Below are 25,137 nucleotides of genomic sequence, written 5' to 3'. Positions count from 1 at the left end.
CGGGTGAGGGTGAGGCGGTTACCGATCTGGCGGCGGCTGCCGCATGCGGATTGGTGCGGTCGGCGCAGTCGGAGAATCCGGGGCGGTTCGTCCTGGTGGATGTCGATGGGGAGCTGTCCGAGTCGGTGCTGGCCGGGGTGCTCGCCTCCGGTGAGTCGCAGGTGGCGGTGCGCGGGGGTGAGGTGCGGGTGGCCCGGCTGGCACGGGTGGTGCCCGGCCCCGAGGTCGAACGGCCGTGGGATCCGGACGGCACGGTGTTGATCACTGGCGGGACCGGTGGCCTGGGTGTGCTGTTCGCCCGGCATGTGGTGGTCGAACGCGGTGTCCGGCACCTGCTGCTGGTCAGCCGGAGGGGCCTGGATGCTCCGGGCGCGGTGGACCTGCAGGCTGAGCTGATCGCACACGGTGCCGAGGTCACGGTCGTGGCGTGTGACGTGACCGACCGGGACCAGGTGGCGGCCCTGCTGTCCGAGGTGGACGCCGATCATCCGCTGACCGCGGTGATCCACACCGCGGGTGTGCTGGACGACGGGACCATCGCCTCGCTGACGCCGGAACGGCTGGAGTCGGTACTGCGGCCGAAGGTGGACGCCGCCTGGCACCTGCACGAGCTCACCGCGGATCTTGATCTGGCCGAGTTCGTCGTGTTCTCGTCGGCGGCGGGCATGATCGGAGCTCCCGGCCAGGGCAACTATGCCGCGGCCAACTCCTTCCTCGACGCGCTGACCCAGCACCGCCAGGCTGCCGGATTGCCCGGGCTGTCGCTCGCCTGGGGTGCGTGGGCTCAGGACAGCGGGATGACCGGCACCTTGAGCGATGGCGAGATGGCGCGGCTGGCCCGTGCCGGTACCCCGCCTCTCGCACCGGAACAGGGCGTCGCTTTGTTCGAGTCGGCGCTCCGTTCCGGCGAACCGGTCGTGGCACCCGTCCGGCTGGATCTGGCGGTGCTGCGCACGCTGGGCGAAGTACCGCCACTGTTGCGGAAGCTGGTGCGGGGGAGGCGCCGGTCCGCCATCGGAAAGTCGGCGACGGCCAGCACGCTGCTGCAGCGGCTGGCGCGGCTGGGGGCGGCCGAGCGCGCCGAGGTCCTGGTGGATCTGGTACGGACCGAGGTGGCCATGGTGCTGGGGCACCTCTCGCCGGAGACGGTGGAGGTGCGTCGCGAGTTCCGCGAGCTGGGCTTCGACTCGCTGACCTCGGTGGACCTTCGCAACCGGCTGAACGGTACGACCGGGCTGCGGTTGCCGGCCACGCTGGTGTTCGACTATCCCACGCCGATGCTGCTGGCGGAATTCCTGCTGGCCGAGCTGCTCGGCGAGCACGCCGACATGGTGGTTCCCACCGAGGCCCGGCCGGTGGCCGACGACCCGATCGTGATCGTGGGCATGGCCTGCCGCTATCCGGGCGGGGTCGCCTCTCCGGAGGATCTGTGGCGGCTGGTGACTGAGGGTGGAGACGGGATCTCGCCCTTCCCGACCACGCGCGGCTGGGATCTGGGAGCCTTCTACAGCTCCGATCGGGAACGCCGGGGCACGAGCTATGTGCGCGAAGCCGGCTTCCTGCACGAGGCGGGGGAGTTCGACCCCGGGTTCTTCGGGATCTCGCCCCATGAGGCGCTGGCGATGGATCCGCAGCAGCGGTTGCTGCTGGAGACGTCCTGGGAGGCGATCGAGCGGGCGGGGATCGACCCGGTCTCGTTGCGCGGCAGCCGTACCGGGGTGTTCGCCGGACTGATGTATCACGACTACGCGAACAGCGTGTCGTTCCCGCCAGAAGTGATGGGGTTCGTCGGTACCGGTAGCACGGGCAGCGTCGCGACCGGCCGGGTTTCGTACACGCTGGGGTTGGAGGGCCCGGCGGTGACGGTGGACACCGCCTGCTCGTCGTCGCTGGTGGCGATGCACCTGGCAGCGCAGGCGCTGCGCGGCGGTGACTGCTCGCTCGCGCTGGCCGGTGGCGTGACCGTGATGGCCAACCCCGGGCCGTTCATCGATTTCAGCGCTCAGGGCGGGCTGGCCGGCGACGGCCGGTGCAAGTCCTACTCCGACGCGGCTGACGGGGTGAGCTGGTCCGAGGGTGTCGGCATTCTGGTGCTGGAGCGGTTGTCGGACGCTCAGCGCAACGGGCACCAGGTCCTGGCGATCGTGCGTGGTTCGGCGGTCAACCAGGACGGCGCGTCCAACGGGTTGACCGCTCCGAACGGTCCGTCGCAGCAGCGGGTGATCCGGCAGGCGCTGGCCGGTGCCGGGCTCTCGCCGTCCGAGGTGGACGCGGTCGAAGGCCACGGTACGGGGACGACGCTGGGCGACCCGATCGAGGCGCAGGCGCTGCTGGCCATCTACGGTCAGGATCGGGACGAGGATCGTCCGTTGCTGCTGGGTTCGATCAAGTCGAACATCGGTCACACGCAGGCCGCCGCGGGCGTCGCCGGTGTGATCAAGATGGTGCTGGCCATGCGGCACGGGGTGCTGCCCAAAACGTTGCATGTCGATGCGCCGTCCTCGCATGTGGACTGGGCCTCTGGTGCGGTGGAGCTGCTGACCGAGCCGGTGGAGTGGCAGCAGAACGGTCATCCGCGCAGGGCGGGTGTGTCGTCGTTCGGGATCAGCGGCACCAACGCCCACGTGATCTTGGAGCAGGGGCCACAGGTTGTGGAACCGGCGGAGGCGGGCGAGCCCGCCCGTCCGGCCGGTGGTGTGGTGCCGTGGGTGGTGTCGGCGAAGACCGAGGAGTCGTTGCGTGGTCAGGCGCGTCGTCTGGCGGCGCAGGTGGAGGCCGATGACCTGGACCCGGTCGATACGGCGTTTTCGCTGGTGGTGTCGCGGTCGGTGTTCGAGCACCGTGCGGTGGTGGTCGGCGGGGATCGCGGCGAGCTGGTGGCGGGCTTGGGCGCGGTTGTCTCGGGTGAGCCCGCGGCCGGCGGCGTGGTCTCGGGTGTGGCCGATGTCGTCGGGAAGTCGGTGTGGGTGTTCCCGGGTCAGGGGGCGCAGTGGGTTGGCATGGGCGGGCGGCTGCTTGAGGAGTCGCCGGTCTTCGCGGGCCGGATGGCGGAGTGCGCGGCGGCGTTGGAGCCGTTCGTGGACTGGTCGCTGCTGGACGTGATCCGGCAGGCCGAGGACGCTCCCTCGCTGGATCGGGTGGATGTGGTCCAGCCGGTGTCCTTCGCGGTGATGGTGTCGCTGGCCGCACTCTGGGAGTCACTGGGGGTTCGGCCCCACGCCGTGGTTGGCCACTCGCAGGGCGAGATCGCGGCCGCGGTGGTCGCGGGTGGCCTGTCGTTGCAGGACGGCGCCCGCGTGGTGGCCCTGCGCAGCCGCCTGATTGGGGAGCAGTTGGCTGGGCTCGGGGCGATGGCGTCGGTGGCGTTGCCGGTCGAGCAGGTGCGTGAGCGGCTGTCGTCCTGGGATGGCCGGGTGTCGGTCGCGGCGATCAACGGCCCTCGCTCGGTGGTGGTGGCCGGTGAGGTGCAGGCCGTCGATGAGCTGGTGGAGCAGCTAACCGAGGACGGGGTGCGGGTTCGTCGTATCGCGGTGGATTATGCCTCGCATTCGGCTCAGGTTGATCTGATCGGTGCGGAACTGGCTCAGGTCCTGGCGGAGGTGGCTGGGCGTTCGGTGCGGGTGCCGATGCTGTCGACGGTGACCGGGCAGTGGCTGGAAGGGCCGGAACTCGACGGCGGGTATTGGTGTGACAACCTGCGCAACACGGTGGCCTTCGCCCCGGCGATCGGGCAGCTGCTGGAGCAGCGGTATCGGGCGTTTGTCGAGGTGAGCCCGCACCCGGTGTTGACGATCGGCATCGGCGAATGCGTGGACGAGGCTGCGGTGGACGCGGTGATCGCCGGGACGTTGCGTCGTGACGAGGGCGGGCTGGACCGGGTTCTGGTCTCGGCTGCCGAGCTGTTCGTGCGCGGTGTGGCGGTGGACTGGCGGGCGGTACTGACCGGTGGGCGCAGGGTCGAGCTGCCGACCTATGCCTTCCAGCACCAGCGGTACTGGCCAGCCGGGGCAGGCTCCCAGATAGGGAACGTGGCCGCGGCGGGATTGGCGACAGCGGGTCATCCGCTGCTGGGCGCGGCGGTGGGCCTGGCCGATTCCGACGGGGTGTTGCTGACGGGCCGGTTGTCGCTGTCGTCGCATCCGTGGCTGGCCGATCATGCGGTGGCCGGCACGGTGATCTTCCCGGGTACCGGGTTGCTGGAGTTGGCGATCCGGGCGGGTGACCAGGTCGGCTGTGACCTGGTCGAGGAGCTGACCCTGACCGCTCCGCTGGTGCTGGGTGTGGACGACGCGGTGGCGGTACAGGTGTGGGTGGGCGCCGCGCAGGAGACGGGCCACCGGAGCGTGAACGTGTACGCCCGGTCGGCGGAGGCCGCCGCCGATGTGCCGTGGGTACGGCATGCCACCGGCACTCTGACTGCCGGCACCCCCACCATGGCTGCCGCGTCCCCCGCTGCGCCGTTCGACGCGGCGGTGTGGCCCCCGCAGGGGGCGACCGCGATCGACCTCGACGGCCTCTACGAAGGGCTCTCCACCAGCGGGTTCGAATACGGCCCGGTGTTCCAGGGGCTGCGAGCGGCCTGGCGCGGCGCTGGCGGTGAGGTGTTCGCCGAGGTCGCACTGCCCGAGCAGACGCAGTCAAGCGCTGGCGGGTTCGGGTTGCACCCGGCGCTGCTGGATGCGGCGTTGCACGCGGTGGCTTTCGCTGGGCTGGACGATTCCGAGGGCGGCAGGCTGCCGTTCTCCTGGGGCGGGGTGAGCCTGCAGGCCGCAGGCGCGGCCATGCTGCGCGTGCGGCTGGTCCGGACCGCTGCCGACTCAGTCACGCTGACGGCGGTGGACGCCGCTGGGGAGCCGGTGCTGTCGGCGCGGTCGCTGGTGTTGCGGCCGTTCTCGCCGGATCAGCTCGCCGCCGCGGGTGGCGGCCAGGCGACGCTGGGGGAGGGGCTGTTCCGGCTGGAATGGACCGCGCTTTCCGATGCTCCGGTGGCCGACCCGGTGCCGGTGGTAGTGGTCGGTCTGGACACGCTGGGTCTTGCCAGGGAGCCGGTCGAGGTTTATCCGGATCTGTCGGCGTTGGCCGAGGCGGATCCGGTGCCGGGTGTGGTGCTGGCCGGGATCGTGACCGATCCGGCCGTGGACGCGGTGACCTGCGCGCATGGGGTGACCGCTGGGGTGCTGGGTCTGCTGCAGGGGTGGCTTGCCGACGAGCGGCTGGAGAGCTCGCGGCTGGTGTTCGTGACGCGGGGCGCGGTGGCGGCCGGTGAGGGTGCGGAGATCACCGATCTGGCCGCGGCGGCGGTGTGGGGTCTGGTGCGGTCGGCGCAGTCGGAGAATCCGGGGCGTTTCGTCCTGGTCGACGTGGACGACCAGGAGTCCTCCCTGCCGGCGGTACTGGCCGCGCTCATGGTCTCGGGCGAGCCGCAGGCGGCGGTCCGGTACGGTGAGGTGCGAGTGCCGCGACTGGCGTCGCTGGCGTCGGGGGCGGGGCTGGTGCCTCCGGCTGGTGGGGTGCCGTGGCGGCTGGGCAGCCGGGCCAAGGGCAGCCTGGACGCGCTGGAGCTGCTCCCATTTCCGCAGGCGGCCGGGCCGTTGGAGGCCGGGCAGGTGCGGGTGGCGGTGCATGCGGCGGGGATGAACTTCCGTGACCTGCTGGACGGGTTGAACGCGCTGGGCTGGTTCCAGGACAAGGTCGGCCTGATGGGCGGCGAGGCCGCCGGCGTGGTGCTGGAGGTCGGTCCCGAGGTCGACGACCTGCGCCCGGGTGACCGGGTGGTCGGCATAACCGAGGGCGGCTTCGGCCCAGTGGTGGTCACCGGTGCCGGCGGGGTGACCAAGATCCCCGATGGAGTCTCCTTCGAGCAGGCGGCGACGATCCCGGTGGCGTTCCTGACGTCCTATTACGGGCTGATGGATCTGGCCGGGTTGCGGCCGGGCGAGTCGCTGCTGGTGCACGCGGGCACCGGGGGGACCGGTATGGCCGCGATCCAGCTGGCCCAGCGCCTGGGGGTGGAGGTGTTCGCCACCGCCAGCCCGGCCAAGTGGGACGTCCTCCGCTCGCTGGGCATCCCGGATGATCACATCGCCTCCTCGCGCACCCTGGAGTTCGAGGAGCGGTTCAGCGGGCGGGCGATCGATGTGGTCCTGAACTCGCTGACCGGCGACTTCATCGACGCTTCCGCACGATTGCTGCGCCCGGGCGGCCGGTTCATCGAGATGGGCAAACTGGACATCCGCGACCAGGACCAATTCCCTGGGCTGACGTACCACTGGTTCGACATCCTGGATGCCGGACCCGAGCGGCTGCGCCAGATCCTGGCCGAGCTCATGGAACTGTTCGCGGCCGGTGAAGTGCGGCCGTTACCGGTCACGGCCTGGGATGTGCGGCGGGGCCGTGAGGCGTTCCGATTCATGAGCCAGGCCCGGCACACCGGCAAGATCGTCTTGACGATGCCCCGGCGGTGGAACCCCGAGGGCACGGTGTTGATCACCGGTGGTACGGGCGGTCTGGGCGCGGTGTTCGCGCGGCATCTGGTGGCCGAGCACGGCGTACGGCACCTGTTGCTGGTCAGCAGGAGGGGCCTGGAAGCGGCCGGCGCACGTGAGCTGGAGCGGGAACTGACCGCGCAAGGCGCGCAGGTGACCATCGCCGCCTGCGATGTGGCCGACCGGGACGCGACGGCCGGTCTGCTGGCCGGGATCGGCGCCGAGCATCCGCTGACCGCGGTGATCCATACGGCGGGGGTGCTGGCGGACGGGACCATCGCGTCGCTGACGCCGGAGCGGCTGGAGTCGGTGCTGCGGCCGAAGGTGGACGCCGCCTGGCACCTGCACGAGCTGACCCAGGACATGGATCTGGCCGCGTTCGTGGTGTTCTCCTCGCTGGCCGGGCTGCTGGGCGGCGCCGGTCAGGGCAACTACGCGGCGGCCAACGCCTGGGTGGACGCGCTGATGGCCCAACGCCAGGCGCAAGGGTTGCCGGGCTTGTCGCTTCCCTGGGGATTGTGGGCACAGGCCACCGGAATGACCGGGGGCATGTCGCAGGCCGACGTCCAGCGGATGACCGCCGCCGGTCTGCCGCCCATCACCACCGAGCACGGACTGGCGCTGTTCGACACGGCCATCGGCTCGGATTCCCCGCTCGTGGTCCCCGTACGGCTGAACATGCCGGCGATGCCCGCTCAGCTGGTGCCGCCGCTGCTGCGCGGGCTCGTGCGGAGCACCCGCCGTACGGCGGCGTCGGCGCCCGCCGACGGAGAAGGGGTGCTGCTGCGGCAGCTGGCCGGTCTGGCGCAGGCCGACCGCGCCCGGTTCGTCGTCGATCTGGTCCGGGCGCAAGCCGCCGCCGTCCTCGGGCATCCTTCGCTGGAGGCGGTGCAGGGGCGCCGTGAGTTCCGCGAGCTGGGCTTCGACTCGCTGACCGCGATCGAGCTGCGCAACCGGCTGAACGTCGCGACGGGGCTGCGCCTGCCCTCCACTGCCGTCTTCGACTACCCCACCCCCACCGTGCTCGGCGAGTACCTGTTGAGCGAGGTGCTCGGCGCGCACGGCGACGCCATGCTGCCGGTGGCCACGGCCTCGGTGGCGGGCGACCCCATCGTCGTCGTCTCGATGGCCTGCCGCTTCCCGGGCGGGGTGAACTCTCCGGAGGATCTGTGGCGGCTGGTCGTCGAGGGACAGGACGCCATCACCCCGCTCCCGACCGACCGTGGCTGGCAGAGCTACGGCGATCTGAAGGGCGGGTTCGTCTTCGACGCGCCCGAGTTCGACGCGGAGTTCTTCCGGATCTCGCCGCGTGAGGCGCTGGCGATGGACCCGCAGCAGCGGTTGCTGCTGGAGACGACCTGGGAGGTCCTCGAACGCGCGGGCATCGACGCGGACTCGTTGCGGGGCAGCGACACCGGCGTCTTCATCGGTTCCGTCGGCTCGGGTTACCTGCCAGGGGAGGAGTCCCGCGGCCACATCATGACCGGCATGCTGGCCAGTGTGGCCTCCGGCCGGATCTCCTACACCTTCGGTCTTGAGGGCCCGGCGGTGACGGTGGACACCGCGTGTTCGTCGTCGCTGGTGACCATCCACATGGCGGCGCAGGCCCTGCGCAACGGGGAATGCTCGCTCGCGGTGGCGGGCGGCGTCACCGTCATATCGACTCTCGCGGGATACGGGGAGCTCGGGGAGCAGGGCGGGCTGGCGCCGGATGCCCGGTGCAAGGCGTTCTCCGACTCGGCGGACGGCATCGGGTGGTCCGAGGGCGTCGGCCTGGTGATGCTGGAGCGGCTGTCGGATGCTCAGCGCCACGGGCATCAGGTGCTGGCGATCGTGCGTGGTTCTGCGATCAACCAGGATGGGGCGTCCAACGGCCTGACGGCGCCGAACGGCCCCTCGCAACGGCGGGTGATCCGGAAGGCTCTCGCCGTCGCGGGTCTGTCGCCGTCCGAGGTGGACGCGGTCGAGGCCCACGGTACGGGTACGGTGCTGGGTGACCCGATTGAGGCACACGCGCTGCTGGCCACCTATGGTCAGGATCGGGATCGGCCGCTGCTGCTGGGGTCGGTCAAGTCGAACATCGGGCACACCCAGGCCGCCGCCGGTGTAGCTGGTGTGATCAAGATGGTCATGGCCATGCGGCATGGCGTGCTGCCCGAGACGCTGCACGTGGACGCGCTGTCCTCGCACGTGGACTGGGACTCCGGCGCGGTCGAGGTGCTGACCGAGCAGCGGGAGTGGCCGCAGACCGATCACCCGCGCAGAGCCGCCGTGTCGTCGTTCGGCATCAGCGGCACCAACGCCCACATGATCCTGGAGCAGGGGCCGGAGGGGGTCGCCGAACCGGCGGTCGCCGAGCCTGCGGGGATAGTGCCCTGGGTGATCTCGGGCCGTACGGGTAAGGCGTTGTCGGCGCAGGCGCGTCGGCTGAGCGCCCACCTCGACGCACACAGCGATCTCGATACGGCGTTCTCGCTGGTGGTGTCGCGGGCGTTGTTCGAGCACCGCGCGGTGGTGGTCGGACGCGACCGTCAGGAACTGCTGGCGGGCCTGTCCGCGGTCGAGGCCGGTGAGCCGACGGCTCGCGTGGTCGCGGGTGTGGCCGATGTCGACGGGAAGTCGGCGTGGGTGTTCCCAGGCCAGGGAGCCCAGTGGGTCGGCATGGGCAGGCGTCTCCTCGAGGAGTCGCCGGTCTTCGCGGGGCGGATGGCGGAGTGCGCGGCGGCGCTGGAGCCGTTCGTGGATTGGTCGTTGCTGGATGTGATCCGCCAGGCCGAAAACGCCCCGTCGCTGGATCGGGTGGATGTGGTTCAGCCGGTGTCGTTCGCGGTGATGGTGTCGCTGGCGGCGGTCTGGGAGTCGCTGGGCGTCCGCCCCGACGCGGTGGTCGGCCACTCTCAGGGCGAGATCGCCGCTGCGGTGGTCGCGGGTGGCCTGTCTCTCCAGGACGGCGCCCGGGTGGTGGCCCTGCGCAGCCGCCTGATCGCCGACCGGCTGGCCGGGCACGGGGTGATGCTGTCGGTGATGGCTCCGGCGGAGCAGGTTCGCGAGACATTGGCCGCCGCTGATCTGCTGGACCGGATCTCGATCGCGGCGGTCAACGGGCCCCGGGTGGTGACCGTGGCCGGTGACCCGGAGGCCATGCGGGTGCTGGAGCGCCGCTTGTCGGCCGACGGGGTGATGCGCTGGCAGCTGGCCGGAGCCGACTTCGCCGCGCACTCGCCGCAGGTCGACGCGCTTCGGGACGAACTGCTGGCGGATCTGGCGGACGTGTCGCCCCGTACCGCGCGGATCCCGATGCTGTCGACGGCGACCGGCCAATGGCTGGACGGCACCGAACTGGACACCGGCTACTGGTACGAGAACGTGCGGCGGACCGTGGAGTTCGCGCCGGCGATCGAGCGGCTGCTGGAGGAGCGGTACCGGGCGTTCGTCGAGGTCGGCCCGCATCCGTTGCTGACGCTGGGGATCGAACAGGCGGTGGACCAGGCGGGCGTGACCGCGGTGGTCGCCGGGACCTTGCGCCGTGACGAGGACGGGCTGGACCGGGTCCTGATCTCGGCGGCCGAGCTGTTCGTCCGCGGGGTGGCGGTGGACTGGCGGCCGGTGCTGTCCGGCGGACGCCGGATCGACCTGCCCACTTACGCCTTCCAGCACCACAGGTTCTGGCCGAGCGGGATGCGGATCGCCGATGCCCGCGGGCTCGGCCTCGCTGCGGCGGGGCATCCGCTGCTGGGCGCCGCCGTCGGGCTCGCCGATTCCGACGGCGCGCTGCTCACCGGCCTGATGTCGGTACGCACGCACCCGTGGCTGGCCGATCACGCGGTGGCCGGCACGGCCCTGTTCGCCGGCACCGGGTTCCTCGAGCTGGCGATCCGGGCCGGTGACCAGGTCGGCTGCGACCGGGTGGAAGAGCTCACCCTGGCCGCCCCGCTGGTGCTCGGCCCGGACGACGCCGTCGCCGTCCAGGTGGTGGTGAGCGCGTCCGACGAAACAGGCCGCAGGAACCTGGCCATCTACGCCCGACCGGCCGACGCGCCGGACCAGCCCTGGGTGCGGCACGCGGCCGGCGTGCTGGCCGTCGGCGCGCGTACGGCACGATTCGACACGACCGTGTGGCCGCCCGCGGGCGCGGCGCCGATCGCGCTGGACGGGCTGTACGACGACCTGGCCGAGGGCGGCGTGCGCTACGGGCCGACCTTCACGGGACTGCGGGCGGCCTGGCAGCGGGACGGGGAGATCTTCGCCGAGGTCGCGGTGCCCGAGGAGGTCGGCGACGCCGGCTCGTTCGGCCTGCATCCCGCCCTCCTCGACGCGGCGCTGCAGCCGGCCTCGTTCCTGGACCTCGTGGAGCCGGGCCAGGGACGGCTGCTGTTCTCCTGGGCAGGCGTGTGCCTGCACGCGGGCGGCGCATCGGCGTTGCGGGTACGGCTGGCCAGGACCGGGAGCGGTTCGGTGTCGCTGGCGGCGGTGGACGCCGAGGGCGCGCCGGTGCTGACGGCGGACTCGCTGGTGTTCCGCCCGGTGTCCGCCGACCAGATGCTCGTCTCCGGCGCTCAAAGGCTGGAGCGAGACGCGCTGTTCGCGCTGGAGTGGGCGGTCGCGCCGACGGTCGTCTCCCCGACGGACGCGATGGCCGGGCTGGACTGCGTCGAGCTGGACTGGTCCGAACTGAACCGGTCCGGACTGGACGAGCTGCGCTGGGCCGCGTCCGGCCTCTCCTCGCCGGACCGGGTGCCGGACGTCGTGGCCGTCGAGATCACATCGCCCGTGCTGGCGGTCGGTGCGGCGGCGGCACGGGAGGCGACCGGCCGGGTCCTGGAACTCCTGCGGCAGTGGCTGGCGGATGAGCGGTTCACCGAATCCAGGCTGGTGCTGGTCACCAGGGGCGCGGTCGCCGGCACGGAAGACGAGGCGGTCACGGATCCGGCGGCGGCGGCCGTCTGGGGTCTGGTCCGCGCCGCGCAGGCCGAGAACCCCGACCGCTTCCTGCTGGTCGATGTGGACGAGCGGGAGACCGCGCTGTCGGCGCTGCCTGCGGCGCTGGCCTGCGGCGAGCCCCAGGTGGCGATTCGCGGCCACGTGGCCCGCGTGCCCCGGCTGGTCCGCCTGACGCCAGGGGGAGACGCCACACCGCGGCTGGATCTCGGCGGCACCGTGCTGATCACGGGTGGCACCGGCGGCCTGGGCAGCAGCCTGGCCCGGCATCTGGTGGCCGAGCACGGGGTCCGGCAGCTGCTGCTGGCCGGCCGCAGGGGCATGGACGCCCCGGGCGCGGTGGAACTGGCGGCCGAACTGATCGCCCACGGCGCCGAGGTCACCTTCGCCGCCTGCGACCTGGCCGATCGGGATCAGGTGGCGGAGCTGCTCGCCGGCGTGCCCGCGGAGCATCCGCTCACCGCGGTCGTCCACACCGCGGGCGTACGCGACGACGGCATGATCCCGTCGCTGGACGAGCGCCGGCTGGCCACCGTGTTCGGGCCCAAGGCCGATGGCGCCTGGCACCTCCACGAGCTGACGCGGGACCTCGACCTGGCCGCCTTCGTCATGTACTCCTCGATGGCCGGGCTGGCCGGCGGCCCGGGGCTGGGCGGCTACGCGGCGGCCAACGCCTACCTGGACGCGCTGGCTCAGCACCGCCGCGCCCAGGGCCTGCCGGGCCTGTCCCTGGTGTGGGGTCCGTGGGCGGCGGACGCCGGCATGGCCGGCGAGCTCAGCGAGACCGACCTCCGCCGGCTGGCGGCCGCGGGGTTCCACCTGTTCTCCTTCGCCGAGGGCCTGGCACTCTTCGACGCGGTCCTGGGCTGCGGGACGCCGGTGGTCGCGCCGGTCCGGCTCAACCTGCCGGCGTTGCAGGCGCTCGGTGAGGTCCCGCCGCTGCTCCGCTCGCTGGTGCGGAGCACCCGCCGTACGGCGGCGGCCCCGGTATCGGGGGCCGACAAGGTGCTGCTGCGGCAACTGGCCGGGCTGGCCCCCGCCGACCGGAGCCGCCTGGTGATCGACCTGGTCCGGGCCCAGGCGGCCACGGTGCTCGGGCACACCTCGCCGCAGATGCTGGAGGTGCGCCGGGAGTTCCGCGAACTGGGCTTCGACTCGCTCACCGCGGTGGAACTGCGCAACCGGCTGAACGCCGCGACCGGGCTGCGGCTGCCCGCCACCCTGGTGTTCGACTACCCGACCCCCGTGGTGCTGGCGGAGTTCCTGCTGGCCGAGCTGCTGGGTGAGCACGGCGATGTCATCGCCGCGACGCCGATCGCGTCGGTGGCCGACGATCCGATCGTGATCGTGGGCATGGCGTGCCGCTACCCCGGCGGAGTGCGCTCTCCGGAGGATCTGTGGCAGCTCGTCACGGAGGGGCGCGACGCCGTCTCCCCGCTGCCGCTCGACCGGGGCTGGCAGGTGAACGGCGAGCTGGACTTCCAGGGCGGGTTCATGTCCGACGTCGCGGAGTTCGACGCCGGGTTCTTCGGGATCTCGCCGCGTGAGGCGCTCGCCATGGACCCGCAGCAGCGGGTGCTGCTGGAGACCACCTGGGAGGCGGTCGAGCGCGCCGGGATCGACCCGCTGTCGCTGCGCGGCAGCTCCACCGGGGTGTACGTCGGCGCCAGCGCGTCCGGCTACATCCCGTCAGATGAGGCCCGCGGCTTCATGGTGACGGGTCAGTCGGGGAGCGTGCTCTCGGGCCGGCTGTCCTACACCTTGGGGCTTGAGGGCCCGGCGGTGACGGTGGACACCGCGTGTTCGTCGTCGCTGGTGGCGATGCACCTCGCGGCGCAGGCGCTGCGCTCGGGTGAGTGCTCGCTGGCGCTGGCGGGCGGTGTGACCGTGGTCGCCTCGCCGATGGGGATCATGGAGTTCAGCGCCCAGGGCGGGCTGGCCGCCGATGGGCGGTGTAAGTCCTATTCGGATGCCGCCGACGGCACCAGTTGGTCCGAAGGTGTGGGCTTGGTGGTGCTGGAGCGGCTGTCGGACGCGCGGCGCAACGGCCACCAGGTGCTGGCCGTCATGCGCGGGTCGGCGGTCAACCAGGACGGCGCGTCGAACGGGCTGACCGCGCCGAACGGTCCTTCGCAGCAGCGGGTGATCCGCCAGGCGCTGGCCGGCGCGGGGCTGGCTCCCGCTCACGTCGACGTGGTGGAGGGCCACGGCACGGGCACGGCGCTGGGTGACCCGATCGAGGCGCAGGCGCTTTTGGCGACCTACGGGCAGGGCAGGCCGGAGGACCGTCCGCTGCTGCTGGGGTCGATCAAATCGAACATCGGGCACACCCAGGCCGCGGCGGGTGTGGCCGGTGTGATCAAGATGGTCCTGGCGATGCGGCACGGGATGCTGCCGAAGACGCTGCACGTGGACGAGCCGTCCTCGCACGTGGACTGGGCCTCCGGTGCGGTGGAGCTGCTGACCGAGCCGGCCGAGTGGCCGAAGAACGGTCACCCTCGCCGGGCGGCGGTGTCGTCGTTCGGGATCAGCGGCACCAACGCACACCTGATCATCGAGCGGGTCGAAGCACCGGACGCCGAGCCCGGCGACCAGGAATCCGAGGACGGTCCGCCCGCGTCGGCCGGAGCCTTGCCTGTCCTGGTTTCCGGCCGGTCGGCGGAGGCGTTGCGCGCGCAGGCCGGGCGGCTGGCGTCGTACCTGGACGGTGAGCCTGACCTGCGGCTCGGCGATGTGGCGTGCTCGCAGGCCACCACGCGTTCGGCGTTCGAGTATCGGGCGGCCGTGGTGGCCGCCGACCTCGCGGGCGCGGTCGCCGGCCTGCGGGCACTGGCCGAAGACCGCCCGAGCGCGGGTGTGCTGCACGGGCTGGCCGCGGCCGAGCCGAAGCCGGCGGTGTTGTTCACCGGCCAGGGGAGCCAGCGGGCGGGGATGGGCCGGGAGCTGTACGACCGCTTCCCGCTCTTCGCGCAGGCGCTGGACGAGGCGATCGCCGAGCTGGACCCGCTGCTCGATGGGTCGCTGCGGGAGGTGCTGTCCGCCGAGCCGGGTACGGAGGCGCTGGATCAGACCGGGTGGGCGCAGCCGGCGCTGTTCGCGGTGGAGACCGCCCTGTTCCGGCTGGTGGAGTCGTGGGGTGTGCGACCGGACGTGCTGGCGGGCCACTCCATCGGGGAGATCACCGCGGCGCATGTGGCCGGGGTGCTGTCGCTGGCCGACGCGTGTGCGCTGGTCGCGGCCCGGTCGCGGCTGATGCAGGCGCTTCCTGCCGGTGGGGCGATGGTGGCGGTGCAGGCCGCCGAGGAGGAGGTCGCCGAGCTCCTGGCCGGTCGTGAGAACGAGGTGTCGATCGCCGCCGTCAACGGTCCGGCCGCGGTGGTGATCTCCGGGGCTGAGCAGGCTGTGCTCGAAGTCGCGGACACGCTGGCGGAGCGGGCGCGCAAGACCCGGCGGCTGCGGGTGTCGCACGCGTTCCATTCGCCGTTGATGGACCCGATGCTGGCGGACTTCCGCACGCTGGCGAGCAGGCTCACCTACAACCCGCCGCGTATCCCGATCGTGTCCACCCTGACCGGAGAGCAGGCCACGGCCGAGCAGCTGTGCTCGCCGGACTACTGGGTGGAGCAGGTGCGGAGCGCGGTGCGCTTCGCCGACGCCGTGCGGGTGCTGCACCGGCAGGGAGTGACCGCCTACCTGGAGCTCGGGCCGGACGGCGTACTGACCGCGATGGTTGAGGACATTCTGGACTCACCAGCCCACAGCTCCGACGCCGATCCGGTGCTGGTGCCGGTCCTGCGCAAGGATCGGGACGAGCAGACCGCGATCATGGCGGCGCTTGCCCAGCTGCACGTGCGCGGGGTGCCGGTGGACTGGCAGGCGGTGCTCCAGGGCGGGCACCGGATCGACATGCCGACGTACGCGTTCCAGCGGCAGCGTTTCTGGTCCGACGGCAGCGCCACCCAGGCGGGGAACGTGGCGGCCGCGGGGCTGGCCGCCGCGAGGCACCCACTGCTGGGTGTCGCGGTCGGGCTGGCCGACTCGGCGGGAGTGCTGCTGACCGGGCGGTTGTCGCTGCGGTCGCATCCGTGGCTGGCCGACCACGCGGTCGGCGGCACGGTCATCTTCCCGGGCACCGGGTTCCTCGAACTGGCGATCCGGGCGGGTGACCAGGTCGGCTGCGACCTGGTCGAGGAGCTGACCCTGACCACGCCCCTGGTGCTCGGCGAGCGGGACGCCGTCGCGGTGCAGGTGTGGGTGGCCTCGGCGGCCGAGTCCGGCCGCCGCAACCTGAGCATCTACGCCCGTCCGGCCGAAGCCGCCGACGAGGAACCATGGGTGCGGCATGCCACCGGCGTGCTGGCCGCGGCCGGGTCCGCCGCCGGCTTCGACACGGCCGCGTGGCCGCCGCAGGACGCCACACCCATCCAGATGGACGACTTGTACGACCGGTTCGCCGCGGGCGGCTTCCACTACGGGCCGGTGTTCCAGGGACTGCGGGCCGCCTGGCGAGGTGCTGACGGCGAGGTGTTCGGCGAGGTCGTCCTGCCCGAGCAGGCGCAGTCGAGCGCGGCTTCGTTCGGAATGCATCCGGCGCTGCTGGACGCGGCGCTGCACGCCGTGACCTTCGCCGGTCTTGACGATGCCGACGGCCGGTTGCCGTTCTCCTGGGGTGAGGTGTGCCTGCACGCCGGTGGCGCGTCGGTGCTGCGTGTCCGGCTGGACAGGACCGGAAGCGACACGGTTTCGGTGATCGCGGTGGACGCCGCAGGGGAACCGGTGCTCTCAGCGCGGTCACTGGTGCTGCGTCCGGTCACGGCCGACCTGGCTGCCCTGGGCGGTGGCGGCGACCCGCTCAGGGACTCGCTGTTCCAGCTGGCCTGGACGGCGTTGCCCGACGGGCCGGCCGCCGTCGATGTCGATTCGGTCGAGCTGACCTTGACTCCGGCATCGGACCTGGCGGCGCTGGAGACGGTGCCGGAGGTGGTGACCGTTACGGTCGGCTCCGCGGAGCACGGCGACGTGGTCGCATCGGTTCACGAGTTGACCGCCGCGGCGCTGGACCTGCTGCGTGCCTGGCTGGCCGATGACCGCTGTCTCCGCTCCCGGCTGGTGTTCGTGACCACGGGTGCCGTCGCGGCGAGCGAGAGCGAAACCGTGACGGACCTGGCGGCCGCCGCTGTGTGGGGACTGGTGCGGTCCGCGCAGTGGGAGGAACCAGGCCGGTTCGTACTGGTCGACGTGGCCGGGCAGTCGCTGCCGGCCCTGCCGGGAGTGCTGGCCGCCGCGTCGGCGTCGGGCGAGCCGCAGGTAGCGGTACGTGAGGATGGCGTACGGGTGCCGCGGCTGGCGCGGGTGACACGCGCCTCTGATCCTGGCGAGGGCGGTGCGCGCTCGTGGGATCCGAAGGGGACGGTGCTGATCACCGGCGGCACCGGTGGCCTTGGGGCGTTGTTCGCGCGGCATGTGGTGGCCGAGCGTGGGGTGCGGCGTCTGCTGCTGGCCAGTCGCCGTGGTTCGGACGCCGCGGGTGCGGTGGAGCTGCGGGCCGAGCTGATCGCGCACGGCGTCGACGTCGAGATCGCGGCGTGCGATGTGGCGGATCGGGATCAGGTGGCGGCGCTGCTGGCCGGTATCGATGCCGAGCATCCGCTGACCGCGGTGATTCACACCGCCGGTGTGCTGGATGACGGCACGATTCCCGCGCTGACGCCGGAGCGGCTGGAGTCGGTGCTGCGGCCGAAGGTGGACGCCGCCTGGCACCTGCACGAGCTGACCCAGGACCTGGACCTCGCGGCGTTCGTGCTGTTCTCCTCGCTGGCCGGGGTGATGGGCAACGCCGGGCAGGGCAACTACGCGGCGGCCAACGTCTTCCTGGACGCGCTGGCCCAGCAGCGGAGGGCCGTGGGACTGCCCGCGCTCTCGCTGGCCTGGGGCGCGTGGACCCAGGACGCCGGGATGACCAGCACACTGGACGACGCAGAAATGCGCAGGATGGCGCGGGCGGGCATGCCGCCGCTGTCGGTGGAGCAGGGCCTGGCGTTGTTCGAGGCCGCCACCACGCTGGAGCACGCGCTGCTCATCCCGGTCCGGCTTGAGCCGTCGGCACTGCGGACGCAGAGCGAGATTCCGGCGCTGCTGCGCGGGCTGGTGCGGGGAGGCAGGCGGTCGGCGGCGTCCGGTTCGGTGGTGGCCGCGACGTTGCTGCAGCGGCTGGCTCCGCTGGGAGCGGCCGAGCGCGCCGAGGTCCTGCTGGATCTGGTGCGTACCGAGGTGGCCGTCGTGCTTGGGCACGTCTCCCCCGGCACGGTGGAGGTGCGGCGGGAGTTCCGCGAGCTGGGCTTCGACTCGCTCACGGCTGTGGAGCTGCGTAACCGGCTGAACGGCGCGACCGGCCTGCGGTTGCCTGCGACGCTGGTGTTCGACTACCCGACGCCGACGCTGCTCGCGGAGTTCCTGCTGGCCGAGCTGCTCGGTGAGGACGCCGACGCGGTCATCCCCACGGCCATCCTGCCGGTGGCGGACGACCCGATCGTGATCGTGGGCATGGCGTGCCGCTATCCGGGCGGGGTCACCTCTCCCGAGGACCTGTGGCGGCTGGTCACCGAGGGCGCGGACGCCATCTCCCCCTTCCCGACGACACGCGGCTGGCACCGTGACGCGCTCTCTCAAGCCGAGGGCCAAGCCGTCAAGTACGTCCAGGCGGGTGGCTTCCTGCACGAGGCCGGCGAGTTCGACCCTGGGTTCTTCGGCATCTCGCCGCGTGAGGCGCTGGCGATGGACCCGCAGCAGCGGCTGCTGCTTGAGGTGACCTGGGAGGCGATCGAGCGGACCGGGATCGACCCGGTCTCGCTGCGGGGCAGCCACACGGGCGTGTTCGCCGGTGTCATGTACCACGACTACGCGAACAGCACGGCCTTCCCCGCCGACGTGATGGGCTTCATGGGCACCGGCACCGCCGGCAGCGTCGCCACCGGCCGGCTCTCCTACACCCTGGGTCTGGAGGGCCCGGCGGTGACGGTGGACACCGCGTGCTCGTCGTCGCTGGTGGCGATGCACCTCGCGGCGCAGGCGCTGCGCGGCGGTGACTGCTCGCTCGCGCTGGCCGGTGGTGTGACGGTGATGGCCACTCCTGGGCCGTTCATCGACTTCACGGGGCAGGGCGGCCTGGCCCCTGACGGCAGGTGCAAGTCCTACTCCGACGCGGCCGACGGCGCGGGCTGGTCCGAGGGCGTCGGCATGCTGGTGCTGGAGCGTCTGTCGGACGCGCGCCGTAACGGTCACCAGGTCCTGGCGATCGTCCGGGGTTCCGCGGTCAACCAGGACGGCGCGTCCAACGGTCTGACCGCTCCGAACGGCCCTTCGCAGCGGCGGGTGATCCGCAAGGCCCTGGCCGGGGCGGGGCTCGCGCCCGCTGATGTGGACGCGGTTGAAGGGCACGGCACCGGTACGACGCTGGGTGACCCGATCGAGGCGCAGGCGCTGCTGGCGACCTACGGCCGGGATCGGGACGAGGATCGTCCGCTGTTGCTGGGTTCGATCAAGTCGAACATCGGTCACACGCAGGCCGCCGCCGGTGTCGCCGGTGTGATCAAGATGGTGCTGGCCATGCGGCACGGGGTGCTGCCCAAGACGTTGCACGTCGATGCGCCGTCCTCGCATGTGGACTGGGCCTCTGGTGCGGTGGAGCTGCTGACCGAGCCGGTGGAGTGGCAGCAGAACGGTCACCCGCGCCGGGCCGGTGTCTCCTCCTTCGGGATCAGCGGCACCAACGCGCACGTGATCTTGGAGCAGGGGCCGGAGGCTCCTGTAACGGAGCCGGTGGAACAGGCGCCGGGTGTCGTGCCGTGGGTGGTCTCAGCGAAGACTCCGGAGGCGTTGCGTGATCAGGCGCGTCGTCTGGCGGCGCAGGTGGAGGCCGGCGACCTGGACCCGGTGGACGTGGGGTCCTCGCTGGTGGTGTCGCGGTCGGTGTTCGAGCACCGTGCGGTGGTGGTCGGGCGTGATCGTGGCGGCCTGCTGTCGGGCCTGTCGGCGGTCGGTGCCGGTGAGTCGGCGACGGGCGTGGTCTCGGGTGTGGCCGACGTCGTCGGGAAGTCGGTGTGGGTGTTCCCGGGTCAGGGGGCGCAGTGGGTCGGTATGGGCGGGCGGCTGCTTGAGGAGTCGCCGGTCTTCGCGGGCCGGATGGCGGAGTGCGCGGCGGCGCTTGAACCGTTCGTGGACTGGTCGCTGCTGGACGTGATCCGCCAGACCGCAGACGCCCCGTCGCTGGATCGGGTGGATGTGGTCCAGCCGGTGTCCTTCGCGATGATGGTCTCCCTGGCTGCGGTCTGGGAATCCCTGGGCGTCCGCCCCGACGCCGTGGTCGGTCACTCGCAGGGTGAGATCGCGGCCGCGGTGGTCGCGGGTGGCCTGTCGTTGCAGGACGGTGCGCGGGTGGTGGCGTTGCGCAGCCGCTTGATCGCCGACCGGCTGGCCGGGCTCGGCGCGATGGCGTCGGTGCCGTTGCCGGTCGAGCAGGTGCGTGAGCGACTGGCCGTCTGGGACGGGCGGATCTCGGTCGCGGCCATCAACGGCCCTCGCTCGGTGGTGGTGGCCGGTGAGGTCGCGGCCATTGAGGAACTGGTCGAGCGACTGACCGCTGAGGAGGTGCGGGTCCGGCGTATCGCGGTGGACTACGCCTCGCACTCGGCCCAGGTCGATCTGATCGGTGGGGAGCTGGCCCAGATCCTGGCGGAGGTGACTCCGCGTTCGGTACGGATGCCAATGCTGTCAACCGTGACCGGCCAGTGGCTGGAGGGACCGGAACTCGACGCGGCCTACTGGTGTGACAACCTGCGCAACACGGTCAACTTCGCCCCGGCGATCGGGCAGCTGCTGGAGCAGCGGTATCGGGCGTTCGTGGAAGTGAGCCCGCATCCGGTGCTGACGATCGGCATCGGGGAATGCGTGGACGAGGCTGCGGTGGACGCGGTGATCGCCGGGACGTTGCGCCGGGACGAGGGCGGGCTGGACCGGGTGCTGGTCTCGGCCGCCGAGCTGTTCGTGCGCGGTGTGGCGGTGGACTGGCGGGCACTGCTGCCGGGTGGGCGCAGGGTCGATCTGCCGACCTATGCCTTCCAGCACCAGTGGTTCTGGCCTGACGGCAGTGCGAGCGCCGGTGCGGGGAACGTGACGGCGGCGGGCCTGGCGGCGACGAAGCATCCTCTCCTGGGCGCGGCGGTGGGCCTGGCCGACTCCGACGGAGTGGTGCTGACCGGCAGGTTGTCGCTCGCCACGCATCCCTGGCTGGCCGACCACACCGTGGCGGGGATGGTGTTCTTCCCCGGCACCGGGTTCCTTGAGCTGGCGATCCGGGCGGGTGACCAGGTCGGCTGTGACCTGGTCGAGGAGCTGACCCTGGCCGCGCCGCTGGTGCTGGCCGAGGACGAGGCTGTCGTGGTCCAGATCGCGGTGGGCGCGCCGGAGGAGACCGGCCGCAGGACCCTGAGCGTCTTCTCCCGGCCGGCCCAGGCCGGCGACGAGGCGCAGTGGGTGCGGCACGCCACCGGGACGCTCGGCACGGACACTCGGGGCGTTGCGCACTTCGACACGGAGGTGTGGCCTCCGGCCGGCGCGACCGCGATCGAGCTGGACGGACTGTATGACGAACTGGCCTCCCGAGGGCTGGGCTACGGCCCGGCGTTCCGAGGACTGCGGGCGGCCTGGAGCGGCCCCGGCGGTGAGATCTTCGCCGAGGTCGCCCTGCCCGAGCAGGCGGCGTCGAACGCGGGCGCGTTCGGAGTGCATCCGGCGTTGCTGGACGCTGCCCTGCACGCGGTCAGCTTCGCCGGGTTGACTGTGGTGGAGGGTGGCCTGCTGCCCTTCTCCTGGCAAGAGGTGTGCCTGCACGCGAGTGGTGCCGCGCTGCTGCGCGTCCGGCTGGCCAAGTCCGGTGACGACTCCGTGTCGCTGTCGGCGGCCGATCGGGCCGGAGCGCCGGTTTTGTCGGCACGCTCGTTGGTCGTGCGTCCGTTCACCCCCGAGCAGTTCGCCGATGCGGGCGGTGGCGGCGTAGCGCGCGATTCGCTGTTCGGGCTGGACTGGACCGCGCTGCCGGAGGCGGTGGGCACGGAGATCGTCCCGAGCGTGGTCGAGCTGACCGGAGAACTCGCCGCACTGGACTCGGCACCCGACGTGGTCATGGTCACCGTCGGGTCGGCCGACGCCGAGAACGTGGCGGAGGCGACGCACGAGCTGGTCGCCCACATCCTCGACCTGCTGCAGCGGTGGTTGGCCGACGAGCGGTTCAGGGCTTCGCGGCTGGTGTTCGTGACGCGGGGCGCGGTGGCCGCGAGTGAGAGTGAAGCGGTCACCGATCTGGCGGCTGCGGCGGTGTGGGGCCTGGTGCGTTCGGCGCAGTGGGAGGATCCGGGCCGGTTCGTACTGGTCGATGTCGACGCGGAGCTGTCCTCAGCGTCGCTGGCCGCGGTGCTGCCCTCCGGTGAGCCGCAGGCGGCGGTGCGTGAAGGCGCGGTACGGGTGCCTCGTCTGGCCCGGGTGACACCGGCCGAGGAGCCGGAACGGCCGTGGGATCCGGACGGGACAGTTCTGATCACTGGTGGCACCGGTGGTCTGGGGGGCAGCCTGGCCCGGCATCTGGTGACCGAGCGGGGCGTACGGCACCTGCTGCTGACCAGCCGCCGTGGCCTGGACGCGGCCGGGGCAGCCGAGCTGGAGCGGGAGCTGGCCGCGCACGGCGCGCACGTGACCATCGCCGCCTGCGACATGGCGGATCGGGACCAGGTGGCGGCCCTGCTGTCCGAGGTGGACGCCGCTCATCCGCTGACCGCGGTCGTGCACACCGCCGGTGTCCTGGAGGACGCGACGATCTCGTCGCTGACGCCGGAGCGGCTGGGCAGGGTGTTGCGTCCGAAGGTGGACGCGGCCTGGCATCTGCACGAGCTGACCAGGGGCGTGGACCTGGCGGCGTTCATCCTGTACTCGTCCTTGTCGGGTGTCATGGGAGCACCCGGGCAGGGCAACTACGCGGCGGCGAACACGTTCCTGAACGCCTTGGCCCAGTCGCGCCGGGCCGAAGGGCTGCCCGCGCTGTCCCTGGCCTGGGGTGCCTGGACCCAGGACACCGGCATGACCAGCGCGCTGAGCGAGGCCGACATGCGGCGGATCGCCCGGACGGGCATGCCGCCGCTGTCGGTGGAACAGGGCTTGGCGCTGTTCGACGCGGCCGGCCGGGTGACGCGGCCGGTGGTGATCCCGCTCCGGCTGGAGCTGGCTGTGCTGCGCGCCCAAGGCGAGGTCTCCCCGTTGTTGCGAGGGCTGGTGCGGAGTGGCCGGCGGTCGGCGGCGTCCGGTTCGGTGGTGGCGGCGACGCTGCTGCAGCGGCTGGCTCCGCTGGGGGCGGCCGAGCGCGCCGAGGTTCTGCTGGATCTGGTGCGCACCGAGGTGGCCATGGTGCTGGGCCATGTCTCGCCCGAGACGGTGGAGGTCCGGCGGGAGTTCCGTGAGCTGGGCTTCGACAGCCTCACCGCGGTGGAGCTGAGGAACCGGCTGAACGGCGTGACGGGTTTGCGGTTGCCGGCGACGCTGGTGTTCGACTACCCGACGCCGACCGTGCTGGCGGAGTTCCTGCTGGCCGAGCTGCTCGGCGAGCACGCCGACGCGATCATTCCCGCGCCCGCCCTGCCGTTGAGCGACGACCCGATCGTGATCGTGGGTATGGCCTGCCATTTCCCGGGTGAAATCCATTCTCCGGAGGATCTGTGGCGGTTGGTGGCCGAGGGCGGGGACGGGATCAGTGAGTTTCCGACCACGCGCGGCTGGGATCTGGCGGCGTTGTTCAACCCGGATACCGAGCATCGGGGCACCAGCTACGTACGCGAGGGCGGCTTCCTGGAGAGCGCCGCGCAGTTCGATCCTGGCTTCTTCGGCATTTCGCCGCGTGAGGCGCTGGCGATGGATCCGCAGCAGCGGTTGCTGCTGGAGACCTCCTGGGAAGCGATCGAGCGGGCGGGCATGGACCCGACCTCACTGCGCGGCAGCCGTACCGGGGTGTTCGCCGGCATCTTCTACCACGACTACGGGATGAACGCCCAGTTCCCGCCGGAGGTGATGGGCTTCGTCGGCACCGGTACCGCCGCGAGTGTCGCGACTGGCCGTATCTCGTACACGCTGGGTCTTGAGGGCCCGGCGGTGACGGTGGACACCGCGTGCTCGTCGTCGCTGGTGGCGATGCACATGGCGGCGCAGGCGCTGCGCTCGGGCGAATGCGATCTGGCACTGGCCGGTGGCGCGACCGTCATGGCCACCCCGCTGGCGTTCATCGACTTCAGCACCCAAGGAGGCCTGTCGCCCGATGGCCGGAGCAAGTCTTTCGCTGACGCGGCGGACGGCACCAGCTATTCCGAGGGCGTGGGCATGGTGGTGCTGGAGCGGTTGTCGGACGCTCAGCGCAACGGGCATCAGGTGCTGGCGATCGTGCGTGGTTCGGCGGTGAACCAGGACGGTGCGTCCAACGGGTTGACCGCTCCGAACGGTCCGTCGCAGCAGCGGGTGATCCGGCAGGCACTGGCCGGTGCCGGGCTGTCTCCCGCTGGAGTGGACGCGGTGGAGGCGCACGGTACCGGTACGACGCTGGGTGACCCGATCGAGGCGCAGGCGCTGCTGGCGACCTACGGTCAGGACCGGCCGGAGGGCCGGCCGTTGCTGCTGGGTTCGATCAAGTCGAACCTCGGTCACACGCAGGCGGCCGCGGGTGTGGCGGGTGTGATCAAGATGGTCATGGCCATGCGGCACGGTGTCCTGCCCAAGACGCTGCACGTGGACGCGCCGTCCTCGCATGTGGACTGGGCCTCGGGTGCGGTGGAGCTGCTGACCGAGCCGGTGGAGTGGCAGCGGAACGGTCACCCGCGCCGGGCCGGTGTGTCCTCGTTCGGGATCAGCGGCACCAACGCCCACGTGATCTTGGAGCAAGGACCGGAAGGTGTCACGCGGCCGGAGGTGGAAGAGCCTGCCGGTTCGGCCGGTGGTGTGGTGCCGTGGGTGGTGTCCGCGAAGACCGAGGAGTCGTTGCGTGGTCAGGCGCGTCGTCTGGCGGCGCAGGTGGAGGCCGATGACCTGGACCCGGTCGATACGGCGTTCTCGCTGGCGACGACACGGTCGGCGTTCGAGCACCGTGCGGTGGTGGTCGGGCGTGATCGTGGCGCCCTGCTGTCGGGCCTGTCGGCGGTCGGTGCCGGTGAGTCGGCGACGGATGTGGTCCGAGGCGTGGCCGACGTCGTCGGGAAGTCGGTGTGGGTGTTCCCGGGTCAGGGAGCCCAGTGGATAGGTATGGGTGCTGCCCTGCTTGAGGAGTCGCCGGTCTTCGCGGGCCGGATGGCGGAGTGCGCGGCGGCGCTGGAGCCGTTCGTGGCCTGGTCGCTGCTGGACGTGATCCGCCAGGCCGAGGACGCTCCCTCGCTGGATCGGGTGGATGTGGTCCAGCCGGTGTCCTTCGCGGTGATGGTGTCGCTGGCCGCGGTGTGGGAATCGCTCGGCCTGCGCCCGGACGCCGTGGTCGGCCACTCTCAGGGCGAGATCGCGGCTGCGGTGGTCGCGGGTGTCCTGTCGTTGCAGGACGGCGCCCGGGTGGTGGCCCTGCGCAGCCGTCTGATCGCCGACCAGCTGGCCGGGCTCGGCGCGATGGCGTCGGTGGCGTTGCCGGCCGAGCAGGTGCGTG

At 71.9% G+C, this 25,137-nt stretch carries 1 protein-coding gene (running past both ends of the window); it reads left to right on the top strand.

Every position in this 25,137-nt window falls within one protein-coding gene, locus ABGB08_RS22900, for an SDR family NAD(P)-dependent oxidoreductase (RefSeq protein WP_347593462.1), read on the top strand. The gene is 49,203 nt long; 3,904 of those nucleotides lie to the left of the window and 20,162 to its right, leaving coding positions 3,905-29,041 in view — codons 1,302 (partial) to 9,681 (partial); the first complete codon in view begins at position 3. Both codon boundaries (start and stop) fall beyond the window edges.

This window comes from Acrocarpospora sp. B8E8 (genome assembly GCF_039871605.1).
Taxonomy (GTDB): domain Bacteria; phylum Actinomycetota; class Actinomycetes; order Streptosporangiales; family Streptosporangiaceae; genus Acrocarpospora; species Acrocarpospora macrocephala.
Note: the sequence above shows the minus strand (reverse complement) of the source record. Positions and strands in the feature narration are given on the sequence as shown.